General features: G+C 51.8%; 14 protein-coding genes. 10 read left to right on the plus strand and 4 right to left on the minus strand.

The features are described 5' to 3' along the window. Window positions 1-3 precede the first annotated feature (3 nt). The 5 genes from AT746_RS14605 to AT746_RS14625 all read left to right on the plus strand — a co-directional run bounded on the left by AT746_RS14605 (window position 4) and on the right by AT746_RS14625 (window position 4,149). Window positions 4-648 carry a DUF1190 family protein gene (locus tag AT746_RS14605; RefSeq protein WP_062481546.1) on the plus strand — a complete coding sequence of 215 codons (645 nt, stop codon included), beginning with the start codon at window positions 4-6 and terminating at the stop codon, window positions 646-648. Window positions 649-808: 160 nt separating this feature from the next. Then, window positions 809-1,972 (plus strand): glutathionylspermidine synthase family protein, encoded by a 1,164-nt coding sequence (locus tag AT746_RS14610; protein ID WP_062481549.1) that lies wholly within the window; start codon window positions 809-811, stop codon window positions 1,970-1,972. A 27-nt stretch (window positions 1,973-1,999) separates the two neighbouring features. Then, entirely contained in the window at window positions 2,000-2,554 is a 555-nt protein-coding gene (locus AT746_RS14615) for a rhomboid family intramembrane serine protease (RefSeq protein ID WP_062481552.1), read from the plus strand. A 109-nt stretch (window positions 2,555-2,663) separates the two neighbouring features. Beyond that, window positions 2,664-3,386 (plus strand): YebC/PmpR family DNA-binding transcriptional regulator, encoded by a 723-nt coding sequence (locus AT746_RS14620; RefSeq protein ID WP_062481555.1) that lies wholly within the window; start codon window positions 2,664-2,666, stop codon window positions 3,384-3,386. 388 nt (window positions 3,387-3,774) lie between these two features. Further along, window positions 3,775-4,149, plus strand: a complete 375-nt coding sequence (locus tag AT746_RS14625) for a thiol-disulfide oxidoreductase DCC family protein (protein ID WP_062481558.1) — start codon at window positions 3,775-3,777, stop codon at window positions 4,147-4,149. 506 nt (window positions 4,150-4,655) lie between these two features. On the opposite strand, the gene AT746_RS14635 is transcribed toward AT746_RS14625, so the two are convergent. Beyond that, window positions 4,656-5,606: a chemotaxis protein CheV gene (locus AT746_RS14635; protein ID WP_062481564.1), complete on the minus strand. Its 951-nt coding sequence runs from the start codon at window positions 5,604-5,606 to the stop codon at window positions 4,656-4,658. Between the two features lie 211 nt (window positions 5,607-5,817). Further along, window positions 5,818-7,413 (minus strand): isocitrate lyase, encoded by a 1,596-nt coding sequence (locus AT746_RS14640; RefSeq protein ID WP_062481566.1) that lies wholly within the window; start codon window positions 7,411-7,413, stop codon window positions 5,818-5,820. Window positions 7,414-7,582: 169 nt separating this feature from the next. Here AT746_RS14640 and AT746_RS14645 point away from each other — a divergent pair, with 169 nt between their 5' ends. Then, complete coding sequence (locus AT746_RS14645) at window positions 7,583-8,521, plus strand: LysR family transcriptional regulator (protein ID WP_062481569.1); 939 nt, start codon at window positions 7,583-7,585, stop codon at window positions 8,519-8,521. Window positions 8,522-8,745: 224 nt separating this feature from the next. Continuing rightward, complete coding sequence (locus AT746_RS14650) at window positions 8,746-10,917, plus strand: malate synthase G (RefSeq protein ID WP_062484266.1); 2,172 nt, start codon at window positions 8,746-8,748, stop codon at window positions 10,915-10,917. Window positions 10,918-11,030: 113 nt separating this feature from the next. Here the strand turns inward: AT746_RS14650 and AT746_RS14655 are convergent, their stop codons facing one another. Both AT746_RS14655 and AT746_RS14660 read right to left on the minus strand, forming a co-directional pair. Continuing rightward, complete coding sequence (locus AT746_RS14655) at window positions 11,031-12,047, minus strand: helix-turn-helix domain-containing protein (protein WP_062481572.1); 1,017 nt, start codon at window positions 12,045-12,047, stop codon at window positions 11,031-11,033. Beyond that, window positions 12,019-12,948: a GGDEF domain-containing protein gene (locus tag AT746_RS14660; protein WP_062481575.1), complete on the minus strand. Its 930-nt coding sequence runs from the start codon at window positions 12,946-12,948 to the stop codon at window positions 12,019-12,021. Before AT746_RS14660 ends, AT746_RS14655 begins: the two co-directional genes overlap by 29 nt. Before the next feature lie 314 nt (window positions 12,949-13,262). Here AT746_RS14660 and AT746_RS14665 point away from each other — a divergent pair, with 314 nt between their 5' ends. From AT746_RS14665 to AT746_RS14675, 3 genes are all read left to right on the plus strand, one after another. Next, a complete protein-coding gene (locus AT746_RS14665; protein WP_062481578.1) occupies window positions 13,263-15,971 on the plus strand; it encodes a TonB-dependent receptor in 2,709 nt (902 codons plus the stop codon). Window positions 15,972-15,982: 11 nt separating this feature from the next. Further along, window positions 15,983-17,899 carry a phytase gene (locus AT746_RS14670; RefSeq protein WP_062481581.1) on the plus strand — a complete coding sequence of 639 codons (1,917 nt, stop codon included), beginning with the start codon at window positions 15,983-15,985 and terminating at the stop codon, window positions 17,897-17,899. A gap of 62 nt (window positions 17,900-17,961) precedes the next feature. After that, complete coding sequence (locus AT746_RS14675; protein WP_062481584.1) at window positions 17,962-18,837, plus strand: metallophosphoesterase family protein; 876 nt, start codon at window positions 17,962-17,964, stop codon at window positions 18,835-18,837. The last annotated feature ends 27 nt before the right edge of the window (window positions 18,838-18,864 follow it).

The following is an 18,864-nucleotide window of genomic DNA, read 5'->3' on the forward strand; positions in this document are numbered from 1 at the left end:
ACCATGCAAGATAAACTGCAAGATGAGCTTCAGGAAACACCACAGGAACCTCGCCAGAAACGCTCTGCCGGTATTGATCTGAACCGTATGCGTAAAGGGTTTGCGGTCAAGCCCCTTGCCCTGGGAGTGGCAACAGTTCTGCTCAGTGCCTGTGGCAACAAGCAGGACGCCAAAGTCTACACATCACCGGATGACTGTATTAATGATAATCCGGAATTTGCCGAGCAGTGCCGCGCCGCCTATGAACAGGCTGTAGAAGAAGCGGCCCGTACCGCACCAAAATACAACAGTGCCCAGGATTGTGAATACGATTTCGGTCAGCAACAATGCCGCCAGGTGGAGACCAGCAGTGGCTCCTTCTTTATGCCCTTTATGGCCGGCTATATGCTGAGCAATCTGATGTCGCCCAGAGGCTATTATTCGCAGCCGCTGTTTACCTCTTATTCGCCCTATTCTTCTTATCGCAATCGCTGGATCACCTCTGATGGTTATGATTACGGTAACCTGCGCAACCGTAATCTGCGTGTTGGTGAGGATGCCTTTAAGAAAAAGCCTGCGGTGACCCGTACCATCAAACGGGGCGGCTTCGGCTCCACGGTCAGGGCCAAGTCCAGTTGGGGCAGCAGCTCCAGAAGCTGGGGCGGATAGCGTATTCACCACAGAGCCACAGAGAGCACAGAGTCTGAATAGTGGATAAAATGCATATTATATCTATGCGTTTCACGGCGGCTCTGTACTAAGTTATTAACCGTTAATCGATTCTCTGTGTTCTCCGTGCCTCTGTGGTTAAAAATAAATTAAGAAGGCAATGCTGAGACTACCTATTACCCCCCGAGCCAACTGGAAACAAAAAGCCGCCGAGTTTGGCTTCCATTTCCATACCCTGTATGGCGAACCTTATTGGGATGAAAGCGCCTATTACCAGTTTTCCTTAAAGCAGATAGAAGAGGATCTCGAAGCGCCAAGCGAAGAGCTGCATCAGATGTGCCTTGAGGTGGTGGATAGGGTGGTCAGGGATGAGCAGTGGTTAAGGGCATTTTGTATTCCCGAAACCTTCTGGCAGCCGGTGGCCGATTCCTGGCATCGTAATGATCCCAGCCTCTATTCCAGGCTGGATCTTGCCTATCAGGGTAAGGGGCCGGCCAAACTCTATGAAAATAACGCCGATACCCCCACAAGTTTGTATGAATCCGGTTTCTGGCAGTGGTTGTGGCTGGAGGAGCAGGTAAACAAAGGATTAATCAGCAAAGGGGCTGATCAGTTTAACTCGCTGCAGGAAAAACTGGTTCAGCGCTTTAGCGAGATTGCTCATCATTATCAGATTAATCAGATGCACTTTGCCTGTTGCAAAGATACCGAGGAAGACCGCGGCACTGTGCAATACCTGCAGGATTGCGCCCGTGAAGCCGGGCTCACCGATGATTTTGTGTATATAGAAGATATCGGCCTGGGTGAGTCGGGGCATTTTACCGATCTGAAAGACAGCGTCATTCACAGCCTGTTTAAACTCTACCCCTGGGAATTTATGCAGCAGGAAGAATTTGGCGAGCATATTAAAGGCGCCGAAGTGAACTGGCTGGAGCCTTTATGGAAGTCGGTACTTTCAAACAAGGCCCTGTTGCCGATGCTGTGGAAGCTGTTTCCCGAACACCCTAATCTGCTGCCCTCCTGGTTTGAGCAGAATTTGCCGGCGAATTATCAGAATAAGCTGATAAAAAAACCCATCTTCTCCCGCGAAGGCGCTAATATCAGTCTGGTGGAAGGTGACCAGACTCTTTTGGAGAGCGATGGCCCCTATGGCGAAGAAGGCTTTATTTACCAGGCCTGGTATCCCCTGCCCCGCTTTGGCAATAACCATACCCTGATCGGATCCTGGCTGGTAAATGACAAGGCGGCGGGTATTTCTGTCAGGGAAGATAACGGCCCGATTACCCAGGATATGTCCCGCTATCTGCCCCATGTAATTTTATGAGGAGAGTGAGGAGTGAGGCAAGCATAGATGCTTAAAAATCAGTTTAAAATAACCCTCTGGCTGCTGGGACTGTTTGTGGTGGTAGAAATCATCAATCTGCTAAGCGGTCGCAGCCTGAATCAGTTTGGTCTGTTGCCCAGAGAAGTGCAGTCGCTACCCGGCGTACTCACAGCACCTTTTTTACATGGCAACCTTGGCCATTTTCTGTCGAATATTATTCCTCTGGCTATCTTCAGCTTGCTGATGCTCGAGTATGGCGCGCGCCGCGCACTGTTGGTTAACCTTTGGATTATCCTGATGTCAGGGATACTGGTCTGGATATTAGGCCGTTATGCCCTGCATATCGGTGCCAGCGGCCTGATCTATGGCCAGTTTGGTTTTCTGTTGCTGGCCGGCTTCTATCATCGCCATATTATTAAGATCCTGATTTCTCTGGGTGTCGGTGTAGTGTATGGCTCAATGATCTTCGGCGTATTGCCCGGCCGGGCTTTTATTTCCTGGGAGTTTCACCTGTTTGGCTTTATCGCCGGACTGCTGGCGGCCCATTATTTTAATGGCCGTAAGCGCGACAAAACCCATTAGGCTGGTAAAGACCCTGCGGTTAAGGCTAAAATTCGCCCCCTTAAGAGCATTATCGGGGTCATGGCGTTTGCCACGATCAGCACATTCTAATCAGTAAAGAGAGCATTTTATGGGCAGAGCATTTGAAGTTCGCAAGGTTGCGATGGCCAAAACCCAGGCAGCAAAAAGCAAAGTGTATTCAAAGTACGGTAAAGAAATTTATGTGACCGCCAAAAATGGCGGGCCGGACCCGGACACCAACCTCTCCCTGCGCCGCCTGATCGAAAAAGCCAAAAAGGATCAGGTTCCAGCCCATGTGGTAGAAAAAGCCATAGAGAAAGCCAAAGGCGCCGGTGGTGAAGATTATTCCACTGCCCGCTACGAAGGCTATGGCCCCGGCGGCTGCATGGTGATCGTGGATTGCCTGACCGACAACAACAACCGCACTATTACCGAAGTGCGTAACTGCTTTACCAAAACCAATGCCAAAATCGGTGCACCCGGTGCAGTGATGCATATGTTTGAGCATCAGGCCATTTTCTCCTTCAAAGGTGATGATGATGAACCTGTGCTGGAAGCCCTGATGATGGCCGATGCCGATGTCACCGACATCGAAGTGGAAGACGGTATGGTGACAGTTTTTGCCCCACACACAGAATTCTACAAGGTCAAAACTGCTCTCAGTGATGCCTTTGATGATATTGAGTTTGATACCGAAGAGATTACCTTTGTACCTCAGACCACCACCACAGTCAGCGGCGACGATATCCCGCTGTTCGAGAAGTTTATCGACATGCTAAACGACTGTGATGATGTGCAGGACATTTATCATAATGCACAGTTGGATGAGTGAGGTGTAAGGTGTGAGGAGTAAAGTGTGTGTAGGTCGGAGTTTATTCCGACATATGTGCCAGTGGCGTAGCCCGCGATAAAGCGCAGCGGAATCCGGGAGCTCGATAAACAATCCCCGTAATCCGCTTCGCTCCTTACAGGCTACAGTTCTGCTGAACTCGCAATTCACCTCAAAGACGTGGAGAGTATTAGTTTCTTATATTTCCAAAACCTCTGCGGCCCTGCGCCTCTGCGAGATCTTCAGTTTTTTCTTTGATTCGCAGAGACGCAGAGTGCGCAAAGTTTCAGGAACTGTGATACTGCCCTTCTCCGTGATCTCTGCGACTCAGCGGTGAGAAATTCCCTTTCGTGTGGCGGATGGAGAACGAAACACAAGGCGATAATCCAATATGAATACCCAATCCGACAATCACAGCATTCGCGTTTTTTATGACGCCGCCTGCCCTGGCTGTGTGAAAGACCGGGCCTGGTATGAAAAACGTGTGGGTCAGGGTGAACAGGTTCAGTGGCGGGATATCAATAGCTGCGAACAGGAGCTGAAAGCGCTTGGGATAGATCCCCACAGAGCAATGCTGGAATTACATGTGCAGGATGAAAATGGCCGTATCTGGCGGGAGCTGCCCGCTTACCAGATACTTCTGAGCCGTTTGCCCGGTTATCGCTGGTTGGCGTGGTTAATAGGCCTGCCGCTGATAAAACCCATACTGTCCTGGCTCTATCGTAAGTGGGTCCGCCGCCGATTAAAAAAAGAAGGCCGTTTGTAATCCTTTACGCCGTCATCCCTGATTCACCGCAGAGACGCAGAGGTAAAGAGCATTAAACCACGAAACTCACGAAATAGTGGCCTACTGGATATGCAATTCATCGCAAAGATTCAGAGCGCGCGCAGCTTCAGGAACTGTAATACTGCTCTTCTCCGTGCTCTCTGCGACTCCGCGGTGAGAAATGCCTTTTTCTCCGGACTGTCCCTGTCCTACGCCCTGCGGGCCGCCATTAAACGGCTGGCGTTAAAAATCGCTCCAGGCGATTTTTTCGTGTCGTTCGTGGTAAAAAAGCATTGGGCAAACATCCTTGGCAGTCCAATAAATTGGACCCTACATGATATTGCTCTTCTTCCTGCTCTCTGCGCCCCCGCGCCTCTGCGTGAGCCTAAGCTTTCATTTTCTGATCTCGCAGAGTCGCTGAGACGCAGGGCAGGTAAATAAGTTATCAGTTTGCAGTCGCTAAACAAACTGCATTCTGACTACTGAGAGCAGATAACTGACCAGAACTATCCGCCATTTATCTTCTGACGCATCCGCTCCTGCGCCGCTACCACCAGCAGGTCGGGCTGAAATTTGGAGATAAACTTGTCACAGCCTACTTTTTCCACCATGGCGTTATTAAAACTGCCACTGAGGGAGGTATTCAGGGTGATAAACAGATCACTCATTCTGGGGTCGGCGCGCACTTCGGCGGTTAGCCGGTAACCATCCATCTCCGGCATTTCCGCATCGGTAAACATCATCAGGATCTCGTCAGTGACCTTCTTACCCTCATCGGCCCAGCTTTTTAACAGGTTCAGTGCCTGCAAGCCGTCACGGCACTCGAGTATTTCCAGATCCAGTTGCTTGAGGGTGTCACGGATCTGCGCACGGGCAGTGGAGGAATCATCCACAATCAGTACTTTATGCCCTTTAAGCTGCTCGGTAACCTCATCTTCAAGCAGCTCCTCAGAAATCTGCACATCATAGAAAATAATCTCTGCCAGTACCTTTTCTACATCCACAATTTCAACGATCTCGCGTACACCCTCTTCCTCATTGTGAGTAATGGCGGTCAGGTAATTGTTCCGTCCCGCGCTGCTTGGCGGCGGCAAAATATCCCCCCAGGAGGTGTTAACAATGTTCATCACCTCACCGATTAAAAAGCCCTGCACCGAGCGGTTATATTCGGTAATAATCACATTTAAATCCGACTTATCCGGCTGTCTTTTACGAATACCAATTGCCTGAGCCAGGTCGATAATAGGTACGGACTTGCCCCGATAGTTGGTCACACCGCGCAGATTATGATGACTGCCGGGCATCTTATTCATGGCCGGTACCGGGATCACTTCCTTAACCTTAAACACATTGATCGCGAAAATCTGTCTGGAGCCGAGCCGGAACATTAAAAGTTCAAGACGGTTCTCCCCCACCAGCTTGGTACGTTGATCGACAGACGCGAGTATTTTTGACATGACTTCGGTTCCTACTAAGGTGTAAAGCTAGCATAGCAAATCAGCACTGCTCTCACACCCGGATACTTTTTTATGGCCAGGCAAAAACCTCCGGAAGGATTTTTACCAGCCTGGGTAGCTGTGAAGGGCGCAGAGCAGCCAGAAATACCGAAATAAAAAAGCCAGTCAGGTGCTCTGACTGGCTTTTTTCAATAACCCCTTTGAGAGCTGTTTAGCCAAACTGATTCATGGTGTTATTGTCACCGGAGGCCTTCAGCGCCTGCTCACCGCTGAAATACTCCTTATGATCGTCACCAAGGTTAGAGCCTGCCATATCCTGGTGTTTAACACAGGCCAGCCCCTCGCGGATTTCGCGACGCTGAACCCCTTCCACGTACGCCAGCATGCCCTGGTCACCGAAGTATCCTTTAGCCAGATTATCCGTCGACAAGGCCGCAGTGTGATAAGTAGGCAGGGTAATCAGATGATGGAAGATACCCGCCTCTCTGGCCGCATCAGCCTGGAAGCTGCGAATCCTGGCATCGGCTTCCTGCGCCAGCTCTGATAAGTCGTATTCAATGCTCATCAGATTCTCTCTGTTATAAGCGCTGACATCTTTACCCTGCTCGCTCCAGGCATCGAAGATCTGCTGGCGGAAGCTTAGGGTCCAGTTGAATGACGGCGAGTTGTTATACACCAGTTTGGCATTAGGTACTGCCTCGCGGATGCGGTTGACCATACCGGCAATCTGACCGATATGCGGCTTTTCGGTCTCAATCCACAACAGGTCGGCACCGTTTTGCAAACTGGTGATGCAATCCAGCACCACGCGATCTTCACCACTGCCGGCTTTGAATTTATACAGGCCATTGGGCAGACGCACAGGCTTAACCAGCTTACCATCGATCTTCATGGCGGTGTCGCCCTCGGCCAGATCCTCGACGCCATTTACCGGCGTGGTTTCCAGAAAAGCGGTATATTGTGACGCCAGATCGCCCGGCTCTTTCGATACAGGTACCTTTTGCGTCAGACCGGCGCCCAGTGAGTCGGTACGGGCCACAATCACGCCCTCTTCCACTCCCAGTTCCAGAAAGGCATAACGCACGGCGTTTATCTTGGCCAGGAAATCTTCATGGGGCACCGTCACTTTACCGTCCTGGTGACCACACTGCTTGGCATCGGAAACCTGATTTTCTATCTGAATACAGCAGGCGCCGGCTTCGATCATCTTCTTCGCCAGCAGATAGGTGGCTTCTTCATTACCAAAACCGGCGTCGATATCGGCAATAATGGGCACTACGTGGGTCTGATAGTTATCGATCTCACGCTGAATTCCCTGGGCTTTAACCATATCACCTGCTGCATTGGCCTGATCCAGCGCCTGGAAAAGATGTCCCAGCTCGCGGGCATCGGCCTGGCGCAGGAAGGTATACAGTTCTTCGATCAATGCCGGTACCGAAGTTTTTTCGTGCATTGACTGATCAGGTAAAGGACCGAATTCACTGCGCAGAGCGGCGATCATCCAGCCGGAGAGATATAAATAGCGCTTATTCGTGTTGCCATGGTGTTTTTTAATCGACAGCATCTTCTGCTGGCCGATAAAGCCATGCCAGCACCCCAGGGACTGTGTGTAACTGGCAGGATCGGCATCATATTCGTCCATATCGCGGCGCATAATACCGGCGGTGTAGCGGGCAATGTCCAGACCGCTCTGAAAACGGTTCTGGGCTTTCATACGTGCCGCATATTCAGGGTTAATGGCGTTCCAGGTCTGACGCTCTTTCAGCAATTGTCTGAACTGTTCGATATCCTGTTGATAGCTTGACATAGGGTTTCTCCGGTATTTAACGCCGCTGGCGTAATGCTTTCAAACTTGTTGTGAATCAGATTTATTTTCCTGCCGAGGGCAAACCTCCCGGCGAATCTGTTGCTGACAAGCATAGCCAGACACCCTATAATTCAACCAATTTATAAAATTCATATTCGGTATTTTATTTATGAATATATCCAAAATGGACCTGAACTTACTGGTGTATTTCGATGTGCTGATGCGCGAGCGCAGCGTCACCCGTGCTGCCAATCAGCTCAGTATCACCCAGCCGGCCATGAGTAATGGCCTGAAGCGCCTGCGTGATCTGCTGGCTGATCCCATTCTGGTACGCACCAGCGAGGGCATGACCCCAACCCAGCGGGCCTTGCAGTTACAACCTGTGGTCAGAGACGCGCTATCCAAGCTGGAATCAGCGATCCAGCCGCAAACAGAGTTTGATCCTAAAACCTCAGAGCGCACCTTTCGCATTATGGCCAGTGACTATGCCGAGTCCACCCTGCTGTTAGAGGTGGTACGCCAGCTCAACCAGCAGGCACCGGGTATTACCCTGGATGTGATCACTCCCAGCGATGTGACCTTCCATGATGTGGAGCATGGCAAAGTGGATATGGCCATCAACCGCTTTGAAGAATTGCCACTGTCTTTTCATCAGAAGGTATTGTGGTACGACACCTTTTCCTGTGTGGTCAACAAACTCAACCCGGTGGTGAAAGACTTTACCCTGGATAAGTATTTAAGTGCCCAGCATATCTGGGTCAGTAAAACCGGCTTTGGTGTGGGTGTGGGGATTGATCCCAATGAAGTGCAGAAACTCGGCTGGGTGGATCTGGAGCTGTCCAAACTGGGTAAAAAGCGCCGTATCCGCGTGTTTACCCGCCATTATCATGTAGCCTTGCAGCTGGCGCGGGAGCAGAATCTGGTGGCCACCCTGCCAACCCGCGCCGCCAGTATTCATAAAGACGATCCCAATATGGTGATCCTGGAACCGCCTTTTGATATTCCGCCTATTGCCCTGAAAATGGCCTGGAGCGCCCTGCTACAGCACGATGCCGGACATATCTGGCTGCGCAGATTGATTATTGAGATAGCGAAGGAGTTGGGGTGAGCGGTAGGTCGGGCTTCAGCCCGACAAATAAATGCCATCGCAGCGCCGTTGTCAGGATAAATCCCGACCTACATTACCACACTTCACCGATCATCACCTCCATGAATAGTGAAGATAGACTTCATAAACTCAACAAAAGGCGGTGGGGTGGCTAGACTGGCAGGACCAGTTTCTAAAAGGTGAGCATACTTATGTCACCGCCCATGCAACAAGAGGACTTCCCCATGCCAGATCGAATCGAGCAAGGCCAGTTAAATATCGATGCCGGATTGTTTGAATTTATTAATCAACAGGCTCTGCCCGGCACCCATGTGGACAAAGAAGTCTTTTGGCAGGGATTTGAGCAGATCTGTGCCGACCTGATACCGCAAAACAAAGCACTGCTGGCAAAACGTAAGCAACTGCAACAACAGATTGATGACTATCATCGCCAGCATCAACAATTAGATGCGGCGCACTATAAATCCTTCCTGCAGGACACTGGCTATCTGCAACCCCAGCCTGATGACAGCCAGATCAGCACCGCTGATGTGGATGCGGAAATCGCCATCATGGCCGGGCCGCAACTGGTGGTACCGATCAATAATGCCCGTTACGCACTTAACGCTGCTAATGCGCGCTGGGGCAGCCTGTATGATGCCGCTTATGGCACCGATGTGATCCCCGAAACTGACGGTGCCGAGAAAGGCGGTGCCTATAATCCGGTGCGCGGGCAAAAAGTGGTGGCCTGGGCCAGAGCCTGGCTGGATACCATTGCACCACTGGCTGCGGGCTCACACCAACAGGCTGTGGCCTATGACATCCGCAGTGGCCAACTGGTGGTCACGCTCAGCGATGGCAACACCAGTAACTTAAAAGACCCTTCAGGCTATACCGGCTATCGTGGTCATATCAGCCAGCCCTGTGCGATTTTGCTGAAACACAACCAGTTACATGCCGAGATCCAGTTCGACAAAGATCATCCCATCGGCAAGACCGATCCTGCTGGTGTCAAAGACATTCTGCTGGAATCGGCCCTGACCACCATTATGGACTGCGAAGATTCCGTGGCGGCGGTGGATGGCGAAGACAAAACCCTGGTGTATAAAAACTGGCTGGGGCTGATGCGCGGTGATCTCAGCACCGAAATCAGTAAAGGCGGTGAGACCCGCATTCGCGGCATGCACCCCGATCGCGAGTATATCCGCCCCACCGGTGAGCGTATCAGTCTGCCCGGACGCAGCCTGATGCTGGTGCGCAATGTCGGCCATCTGATGACCAACAGCGCAATTCTGTACAAGGGTGAAGAAATCCCCGAAGGCATCATGGATGGCGTGATCACCAGTCTGATTGCCAAACATGATTTGCTCAGTCTGGGCCGCTATAAAAACAGTCTGACTGGCAGTGTCTATATCGTTAAACCCAAGATGCACGGGCCGGAAGAGGTGGCCTTTACCAGCACCCTGTTTGCACGGATTGAATCTTTGTTAGGCCTTAAAAGCAATACCCTGAAAATGGGGATTATGGATGAAGAGCGTCGCACCAGCGTTAACCTTAAAGCTTGTATCGCTTCCGCTCGCGAGCGGGTGATCTTTATCAATACCGGCTTTTTAGACAGAACCGGTGATGAAATTCATACCAGCATGCTGGCTGGCGCCTTCGCCCCCAAAGCAGAACTGAAAACCATGGCCTGGATCCAGGCCTATGAGAAAGCCAATGTGGCTGCCGGGCTTGAGTCAGGACTATCCGGCAAGGCGCAGATAGGTAAAGGCATGTGGCCGATTCCGGATCATATGGCGGATATGATGAAAGCCAAAATCGGCCACCCCGAAGCGGGCGCCAATACCGCCTGGGTGCCCTCACCCACTGCTGCAACACTGCATGTACTGCATTATCACCAGTGCGATGTGTTTGCCCGTCAACAACAACTGGCAGCAGAAAAGTTTGATGGTCTGGACGAGATCTTACAGATTCCCCTGCTAAGCACCGACACAACGCTCAGCGCCGGGCAAATCCAGCAGGAGCTGGATAATAATGTGCAGGGCATTCTTGGCTATGTGGTGCGCTGGGTCCATCAGGGCATAGGTTGCTCCAAAGTGCCGGATATCAACAACGTTGGGCTGATGGAAGACAGAGCCACCTTGCGTATCTCCAGCCAGCATATCGCCAACTGGTTACACCATGGCATCCTCAGCCGCGAGCAGGTGCAGGCATCGCTGGAAAAAATGGCCAGACTGGTAGATAAACAGAATGAAGGCGACCCCGAGTATATTCCGATGACGCCGGATACTGCCAATGCCATCGCCTTTCAGGCGGCGGCTGAGCTGATTTTCGAAGGCTGTAATCAGCCCAGCGGCTATACCGAGCCAGTGCTGCATAAAAAACGCCTGGAAATGAAACAGCGCCTGGCTGATTAATCACTCCCCCGGGATTGGCCGGATACTATGATTTTGTCAGTCAGCAGAACTATCTCGCAGAGGTTTGTATAGATTACTATTAATATTCTCTGCGTCTTGGCGCCTCAGCGGGATCATGGCAATCCCGGTGACAGGGCTCTCAGTTCACTGGGTGTCAGGCCGGTCCAGCGCTTGCAGGCGCGACGGAAGTTGGGTACATCGTTAAAGGCCAGTTTTTCTGCCACTGCTTCGTTGTTCAGGCCCTGTACCGTCAGCAGATACAGCGCCTGCTGCATATTGACCCTGTCCTGCAACTGGGAAAAGCGCAAATTATGTTCTTTCAGCCGTCGCTTCAGCGTAGCCGGGCTTATGGCCAGATATTCTGCCACCTGCAACAGATTGGCCTGCCGGTATCGCTGTAAATACCCTGAAACCACTTCAATCAGGGTCTGTCGGACGGGGCCTTTGTCTGCAACCTGTTGCAACGCCAGCTGCCGGCGAAGTGTACTTGCCTGTGGCAGCGGCTGGTGCAGCCATTTCTCCTCGAATCTGATACACAGGGTAGGTCTGTCAAAGGCCAGCCTTAACCCCAGATGTTCCTCATATTCCTGAATATGCCTGGGCCTTGAAAAGGGAAACTCAAACCAGCATGGCAGTCGCTGCCCCAGTAAATGACGGCTGGCCGATACCAGCAGACAACAATACAACTCCACCACAAACTGATATTGCTGCTCATCCATTCCCGCTGCATCACTGAGCAGCAAATAGCTAAAGCCCTGATGGCGATAACGATAGCCAAACAACAAGGGCGCCAGTTGCAGACGAAATCGGCTTAGCAGGCGCATCGCCTGCGAAAGGTTGCGACTATAGCGAATAGCGCTGGCCTCAGCGCTGGGGTCAGGAAACAACCGGTGGCCAAGCTGAAACGCTGCATCATACCCTGGCATCAGCCGCTGAAACTGTGCCATCAACCGCATTAACTGGGACAGATTCAGATAGCAATCGGGGCGTAGCAAATCCTCACGGAAAACACCGGTGCCGCGGAACAGCTTATGCTCATTGACCTGGCGCTGAGCGGCCAGATCCACCATACAGGCAGCCAGGCCCTGCGCCGGTAGAAACTTATCTTGGCGCGTAACATAGGGGCGCACGTTCTGACTCCCGGATGCTGGCTTTTTGTTTTTCCAACTGCTGGTTCAGGCGCATTAACAGGGCATCACAAGGCTCGTTTTTTGCTGCCTCAACCACAGCCGTGCTCAGTGTATGGAAGACCGCATGGTTGCCGGTTTTAAAGGCCAGATGTTTTACCGCATTGGCAATCTGATGTACTTGTTGACTGGCACGTTTCAGAGGCAACTGAGGCATCAGCAGAATAAAACGATCACCTGCATAGCGACAGACCAGATCCGTCTGCCGCACATTCATCAGTATCAGTTCCGCTACTTCCCGCAACAGCCTGTCACCTTCGCCATGACCAAAGCGGCGGTTAAATGCATCGAACTGATCGATATCTACCACCGCCACACAAAAACCGGCCTGATGCCGAATAAGGGACTGGCTTATCTGCTCACGCATATAATCAGCGCGGTACAAACGGGTGACCAGATCCACCTCATCATGTTCGCGTACACCCGCTTCGCGACGACGTAACTGGGCATTCAGAGTGAGCATTTCCTGGTGCCACTGATACAACCCCCAGGTCATCAGGATCATGCCAAAAGGTGCAGGCACCGACTCAAACAAAGGTAATAAGGCATGTTCCGGATAATGAATAAATTCGTCCAGGGCATCCAGCAGACTCGAGAACATAAAGCAGCACAGGCCGATAGTCAGCAAAGTGGTTACGCGCCCCGATGGCCGGCTGATCAATAAAAACAATTGCCAGACGATGGTCAGCAGCACAATACCGCCCTCGCCGACTACATCCAGCCAGTCAATCTGCTGCCAGCTTTTCAGCTCGCCGAGGCTAAAGCTGAGAATAACGGCCAGTGAGATAGCACTGAAGCTCACCAGCAACATACGAGGGTGCAGTTTTAGTAGTGAAAAGTTCATAACAATGCCCAATAAGATGTCTGACTCCGCCAGAATACCTGCAGAGTCTTTTTGCTATCAGGGTCAGATTAGCTCAGCCAGATGACAGCTTAATGACGTTTGTGGACCTTTAAGCGCTCGTTCAAGATGTCCTGTTGCCGTTTTCAGGCTGATTTACGAGGGTCAAAAGGGCTCAGGCTGAGTGGCTTTGGCAGCAAAATCCTGTCTGTCAGTACCTTTTTTCTGGGCTGCGCCACAAATCTTTCATAAAAACGTCATCCCCGATCTTTAGCTTGCCTGCAGCAAGTTAAATCACAACAACGGGATACAACGCTATGCAATACAAATTATCCAGGCTCACTGCCGCCTGCCTGACCGCATTAATCAGTACCGGTACTTACGCCGATCAGGGCAACTTTGTTGGTACGCTCAGCGACAGTGCCAGACAGGTCTATTTTGAGGGCGCTCAGGTACGCATCAAAGAGCTCAACCTCACCACCACAACACGCCGCGACGGCAGCTTTCGCTTTAATAACCTGGATGCCGGTGCTTATACGCTGGAAATCTCCTACCTGGGTACCGCGCCGATCACAAGAACCATCCGCATCACCGACGATAAAACCTCGACCGGCGAGTTCACCTTAAGTGACAGCCGCACTGCCATTGAAGATGTAGTGGTGTACGGCCAGCGTGCCGGTCAGGCCGGTGCCCTGAATATGCAGCGCAGCGCCGATAGCATTCAGTCTATCGTCTCCTCCGATGCCATCGGCCAGTTTCCTGACCAGAACGTGGCCGAGGCCCTGCAACGTCTGCCCGGTTTATCCATTGAACGGGATCAGGGTGAGGGACGCTTTGTGGGGATCCGCGGGCTGGATCCTAATCTCAACAATGTCACGGTTAATGGTGTCAATATCCCCTCTCCGGAAGCCGGAGTCCGCTCAGTGGCGCTGGATGTGTTTCCCTCTGAACTGGTTGAAGGGCTGGTGGTATCCAAGTCCGTGACCCCGGACATGGATGCCGATGCTATAGGCGGCAGCATCGAGGTAAAAAGCTTAAGTGCCTTTGATCGCGCCGGTCAGTCCGCCAGCGTCACGGTGCAGGCCAGCCAGAACCAGCTAAGAGATAATACCAGTCCGAAAGTCTCAGCCAGCTACACCAACCGCTACGACTTAGGCAACCGCGCCGATGTGCTTGGCATTGCCGGCGCCGTCTCCTGGTCTGACCGGGATTTTGGCTCAGACAATATCGAAACCAACGGTGAAGATGAACTCGAACAGCGCCATTACACGGTTAACCGCGAGCGTTTAGGTGCTGCGCTGAACATCGATTATCGCCCGGATTTTAACAACCAGTACTATCTTCGCACCCTTTACAGTGAGTTTTCCGACACCGAATTCAGACAGGCCAATGTATTTGTGTTCGACGGCGACGACTCTGAGATTGAACGGGAGTCCAAAGACAGATTCGAGGAACAGCAAATCTTCTCCGTTACCGCCGGTGGCGAACATCAGCGCCAACAATGGCTGTTTAGCTATCAGGCTGGGTACTCGGAATCCTCCGAAGAAGAGCCAGATGCCCTGTATTATGTGTTTAAAACTGACGGTTTTGACATCAATTCAGATCTGCTCGGTCAGATCCCTGACCTTGAACAGGAAGCCGCCGTCTCACAGCTGAGCAACTATGAGCTGGATGAAATCGAATTTGCCAATAACCTGTCTGAAGATAAGGAATACAGCCTTAAAGTCGATATCGCCAGGGATCTGACCTTCTCCGGCCATGCCGCACAGATCAAATTTGGCGGCAAGTATCGCAGCCGCGAAAAGCAACAGAATACCAATGTCACCTTCTTTGACGGTGATTTTGATGCTATTGACCCGGGTATGTTCGCAGACGAGACGCCGGACTGGGGTCTGGGAAATTTTGGTCAGGGATTAGATAAAGACGCACTGCGCAGCTTTTTTAATGCCAATCGCAGCGACTTTGAGATTGCGCAACTGGACTCAGAGATCGAGTCTAACGGGGAATCTTTTATCAATGAGGAGGATATCTTTGCCGCTTACCTGATGGGTAAAATCGACATGGATAACCTGCGTATTGTGGCGGGCCTGCGTTATGAAAAAACTGACTTCAGCACCTCAGGCCAGCGGGTGGAACTGGTAGAAGATGAGCTCAACGATATTGAACAGGTGATCAATACCCCCTGGCATGTAGAGCAAGATTACGACTACCTGTTGCCGAGCCTGAATATGCGCTATGCCATCAATGAAAACCTGCTAGCCCGCTTCGCCTATACTCAGACCGTGGCCCGACCCAAATTCGAAGAGTCGGCAGCTTTTCAGATCATCGAGTCCAAGACCGAAGAGAATGACGATGGCGGTTACGATACCGAACGCGAAGCCGAAGTCGGCAACCCGCAATTAAAACCCTTCGAGTCAGATAACATCGACCTTTCCATTGAATATTATCCCGGTGGCATCGGCGTATTATCGGCGGGCTACTTTTATAAAGACATCAGTAACTTCGTTGTCTTCGCTGATGTCGCCAACCTGCCCGAGTGGAATGGCTTTGATGAGGTGATCCAGCCCGTCAATGGTGAAGATGCCACATTACAGGGAGTTGAGCTGGCCTGGGTAAAAACCTTCGACAGCGGTCTGTTACTGGCGGCTAATGCCACCTTTTCTGATTCTGAGGCGGTGACTCTGCTTGATGGTGAGCGTTTCGAAACCTCACTACCCAACCAGTCTGACCGGGTCGGCAATATCACGGTAGGTTATGAAGATAATCAGTGGAGCCTGCGCCTGACCATGACCCACAAGAGTGAGAATCTTGAAGAGATCGACGGCGATATGCTGCTGATGGAAGACAGCCACCAGCAGGTGGATTTTTCCGGAAAATACTATATCAACCAGAATATGCACCTGTATCTGAACGCTATCAATATTACTGATGAGCCCTTTTACGCCTATTTTAATCAGCGCAGCCGCAACGCCCAGTATGAAGAGTATGGCCGTACCTTCGAACTCGGCTTCAGTTGGAACATGTAAAAGGAAAAAGCATGAAAAATCTGACCACAATACTACTGATGTCACTGCTGCCTGTAGCGGGTTGCAGTGCTACTGACCAGCCGCCGGATTCTGTACTGACAACGGCGCCGCTCTATACCCAACCTGTGCTTAAGGGCAAACGGGGCCTGATGTTACCCGACCAGCAGTCAAAATGGTTGCTCACCAGTGAAGCCGATGGCCTGTTGCTAATCGGCCAGCAAGGAACAAAGCTCGGCGAATATGCTGGTAATTTTGAGACCCTGTCAGTGCGTCAGGATGTTCGGCTCGATGGTCAGAACACCGTTCTGGTTGCCAGTATCGACAATGAACAGGGGGATATTAAGCTACTGAGCCTTGATCAGAGCGGTGTCTTTAGCCTGCAGGCCAGTCTGCCTGTTGAGTTGGCTCAGGCTGAGGCCCTGTGCCTGTTCCGTCAGCCACAGGGACATATCTCCCTGTTTGCCGCCGATGCGCTGGGTCAGGTGCACCAGTTTATGGTTTATAATGCCAAAGCCCAGCAAATCATAACGCAGAAGGTGCGCAGTTTTACCGGCGTTCCTGAGGTACAGGCCTGTGCAGTGGATGATAACAATCAATTGCTGTATCTGGTCGAGGGCAATGTGGGTGTATGGCAATACAGTGCCGATGCGGAATCCGACCCGGTTCGCCAACCTGTCGCCCTGGCCGCCCCTTTTGGCTCACTGACAGGGGGAGTGACCGATGTCTCTGTGACTGTGGATGGCTCAATCTGGATCACCACCCCTGAAGTTCAGCAGCTGCATCTGATTCAGCCCCAGAACGGCTTAAAGCAGGTCTTTGTTATTGATACCCTGCAGGAGCCGGAAACCATCAGTGTCAACTGGCATCTGGGCCAGTTCTACGGACTGGTGTTTGACGCAGATAAAGACAGCTATCTGCAACTGGCGATTGAGAACGTTGCAGCACAGCCGCAAGCAGGCTTGAAGCGACCGCCAACACTCAACGCAGATATACAGACCGACCCTGTCGCGCGTTTCGGTGATGCCGCTGACGATCCGGCTGTCTGGATTGATCAACACAACCCGGCCAACAGCCTGATTCTGGGCACCGATAAGCGGGCCGGACTGATGGTGTACTCCCTCGACGGCAAGCTGCTGCAAAGTCTGGAGGTGGGACGGGTGAACAATGTGGATGTGCGTCAGCACAGCGCCATTGATAATCACAGTAATACCCTGATTGCGGCCAGTAACCGCACCACCAACAGCATCAGCTTGTTTGATCTGGATGCGCAGCAACAGGTTCGCCATATGGGGGATATCGCCACGGATCTGACTGAGATTTATGGCCTGTGTATGTACCAGTCAGCCTCAGGCAGCTATTTATTTGTGAATGACAAAGACGGCACCTATCAGCAATACCGTATCGATGCCACGTCCCCCAAACCCACAGCACAAAAGGTCAGGGAGTTTAGCCTGCCCAGCCAGCCTGAGGGCTGCAGCGCTGATGACAACAGCGGCCAGCTGTATATGGGAGAAGAAAAAGCCGGTATCTGGAAAGTACAAGCGGAGCCAAATCCATCTGCTGAACCTGAGCTGATCGCCCGGGTCGGCGAAGTATTAAAAGACGATGTGGAAGGCATGGAAGTCTATCACGGTGAGCGTGCCAGCTATCTGGTGGTGTCCAGCCAGGGTAACGACAGCTTTGTGGTGTATGGCCTGTGGGATGGTTATCCGGTACTGACCAACTTCCGTATCGATATGGACCTGAGCAAGGGCATCGACGGGGTTTCAGAAACCGACGGCCTGACCGTCACCCCTGTGGCACTGCCCGGCTATCCACAGGGCCTTCTGATTGTACAGGATGGCCGCAACCGTATGCCCCAGCAACCACAAAATTTTAAACTGGTGGACTGGCGCCAGGTACAAGCACTGATAGATCAGAGCCACTAACAGCAAGTTAGGACAGTTTGCCCCTGCTCTCAGGGGCATAAACACAAAGGATAAGAAATAAAATGAAACCACTCACAGTATTGCTGTCTGCCTTGCTGGCAAATCTGTTGCTGATCAGCAGCGCCCTGGCTGACAGCAACAATAAACCGGAAGTCGCCCTGCGCTTTGCGGTATTAGGCGACGCCGAGCCCAGGCCGCTGCCAGAGTTTCCCAATCTGGCCCGTGCCGTGGAGGATTTGAACCTGCTGGCAAAGCAGCAACGACTGGACTTTGTATTGGGTGTGGGTGACCTGCCCCACAAAGGCACGATGATTCAGTACCAGAATATCACTCCGGTGCTACAGAAGCTGACGCTGCCTTTCTATCCCATTATGGGCAATGAGGAACATGGCGCAGAGAATGGGACAGAGCGATTCTTAGACTTTGCCAATCAGTGGAATCAGGGCAAAACCACCATCAGTTCAAGCAAATATGTGCTGGAGTTTGAGCAACTGGCGCTGGTGATGGCCTCGCCGGATCATGGCCGTGATTTTAATGAACAGGGTGTAGACTGGATCCTCGAACAATTCAGGGAACTGCATCCTAAACCTGTGTTACTGGTGGTCCATGGGGCACAGACCGGTGTGTATCCTGAGCGGGCCGATAAGGGCATTACTCACCCAAAGTTTGCTGAGGTTACTGCACAGCCCAATCTGGCTGCAGTTATCTCCGGAGACTTACATATGGATATGGACAGGGTGAACCATTCCAAACAAATCAGCCAGGTTCATTATCTGCATATTCCGGCACTGGAGCGCACTAAAATACCCGATGAGAGCAATCACTCGCCGATGTTCCGGGTATTGACTATAGATGCTTCAGGCCAGGTGAGGGTTGACACTTATGCGGTTGGTAATCCCGGGCCCCTAAGCAGGCATCATTACCATTTCAGCCTGTAACCATATTGGCAGGCCACCGGGCCTGCC

Origin of the sequence: Lacimicrobium alkaliphilum (assembly GCF_001466725.1) — a bacterium.
Lineage (GTDB): Bacteria > Pseudomonadota > Gammaproteobacteria > Enterobacterales > Alteromonadaceae > Lacimicrobium > Lacimicrobium alkaliphilum_B.

Excerpts from the sequence above, each read along its gene's own strand:
- AT746_RS14660 (WP_062481575.1), bottom strand. The coding sequence starts at position 12,948 with ATGAACTTTTCACTACTAAAACTGCACCCTCGTATGTTGCTGGTGAGC.
- AT746_RS14615 (WP_062481552.1), top strand. The coding sequence starts at position 2,000 with ATGCTTAAAAATCAGTTTAAAATAACCCTCTGGCTGCTGGGACTGTTT.
- AT746_RS14645 (WP_062481569.1), top strand. The coding sequence starts at position 7,583 with ATGAATATATCCAAAATGGACCTGAACTTACTGGTGTATTTCGATGTG.
- AT746_RS14665 (WP_062481578.1), top strand. The coding sequence starts at position 13,263 with ATGCAATACAAATTATCCAGGCTCACTGCCGCCTGCCTGACCGCATTA.
- AT746_RS14675 (WP_062481584.1), top strand. The coding sequence starts at position 17,962 with ATGAAACCACTCACAGTATTGCTGTCTGCCTTGCTGGCAAATCTGTTG.
- AT746_RS14670 (WP_062481581.1), top strand. The coding sequence starts at position 15,983 with ATGAAAAATCTGACCACAATACTACTGATGTCACTGCTGCCTGTAGCG.
- AT746_RS14650 (WP_062484266.1), top strand. The coding sequence starts at position 8,746 with ATGCCAGATCGAATCGAGCAAGGCCAGTTAAATATCGATGCCGGATTG.
- AT746_RS14640 (WP_062481566.1), bottom strand. The coding sequence starts at position 7,413 with ATGTCAAGCTATCAACAGGATATCGAACAGTTCAGACAATTGCTGAAA.
- AT746_RS14625 (WP_062481558.1), top strand. The coding sequence starts at position 3,775 with ATGAATACCCAATCCGACAATCACAGCATTCGCGTTTTTTATGACGCC.
- AT746_RS14605 (WP_062481546.1), top strand. The coding sequence starts at position 4 with ATGCAAGATAAACTGCAAGATGAGCTTCAGGAAACACCACAGGAACCT.
- AT746_RS14620 (WP_062481555.1), top strand. The coding sequence starts at position 2,664 with ATGGGCAGAGCATTTGAAGTTCGCAAGGTTGCGATGGCCAAAACCCAG.
- AT746_RS14610 (WP_062481549.1), top strand. The coding sequence starts at position 809 with ATGCTGAGACTACCTATTACCCCCCGAGCCAACTGGAAACAAAAAGCC.
- AT746_RS14635 (WP_062481564.1), bottom strand. The coding sequence starts at position 5,606 with ATGTCAAAAATACTCGCGTCTGTCGATCAACGTACCAAGCTGGTGGGG.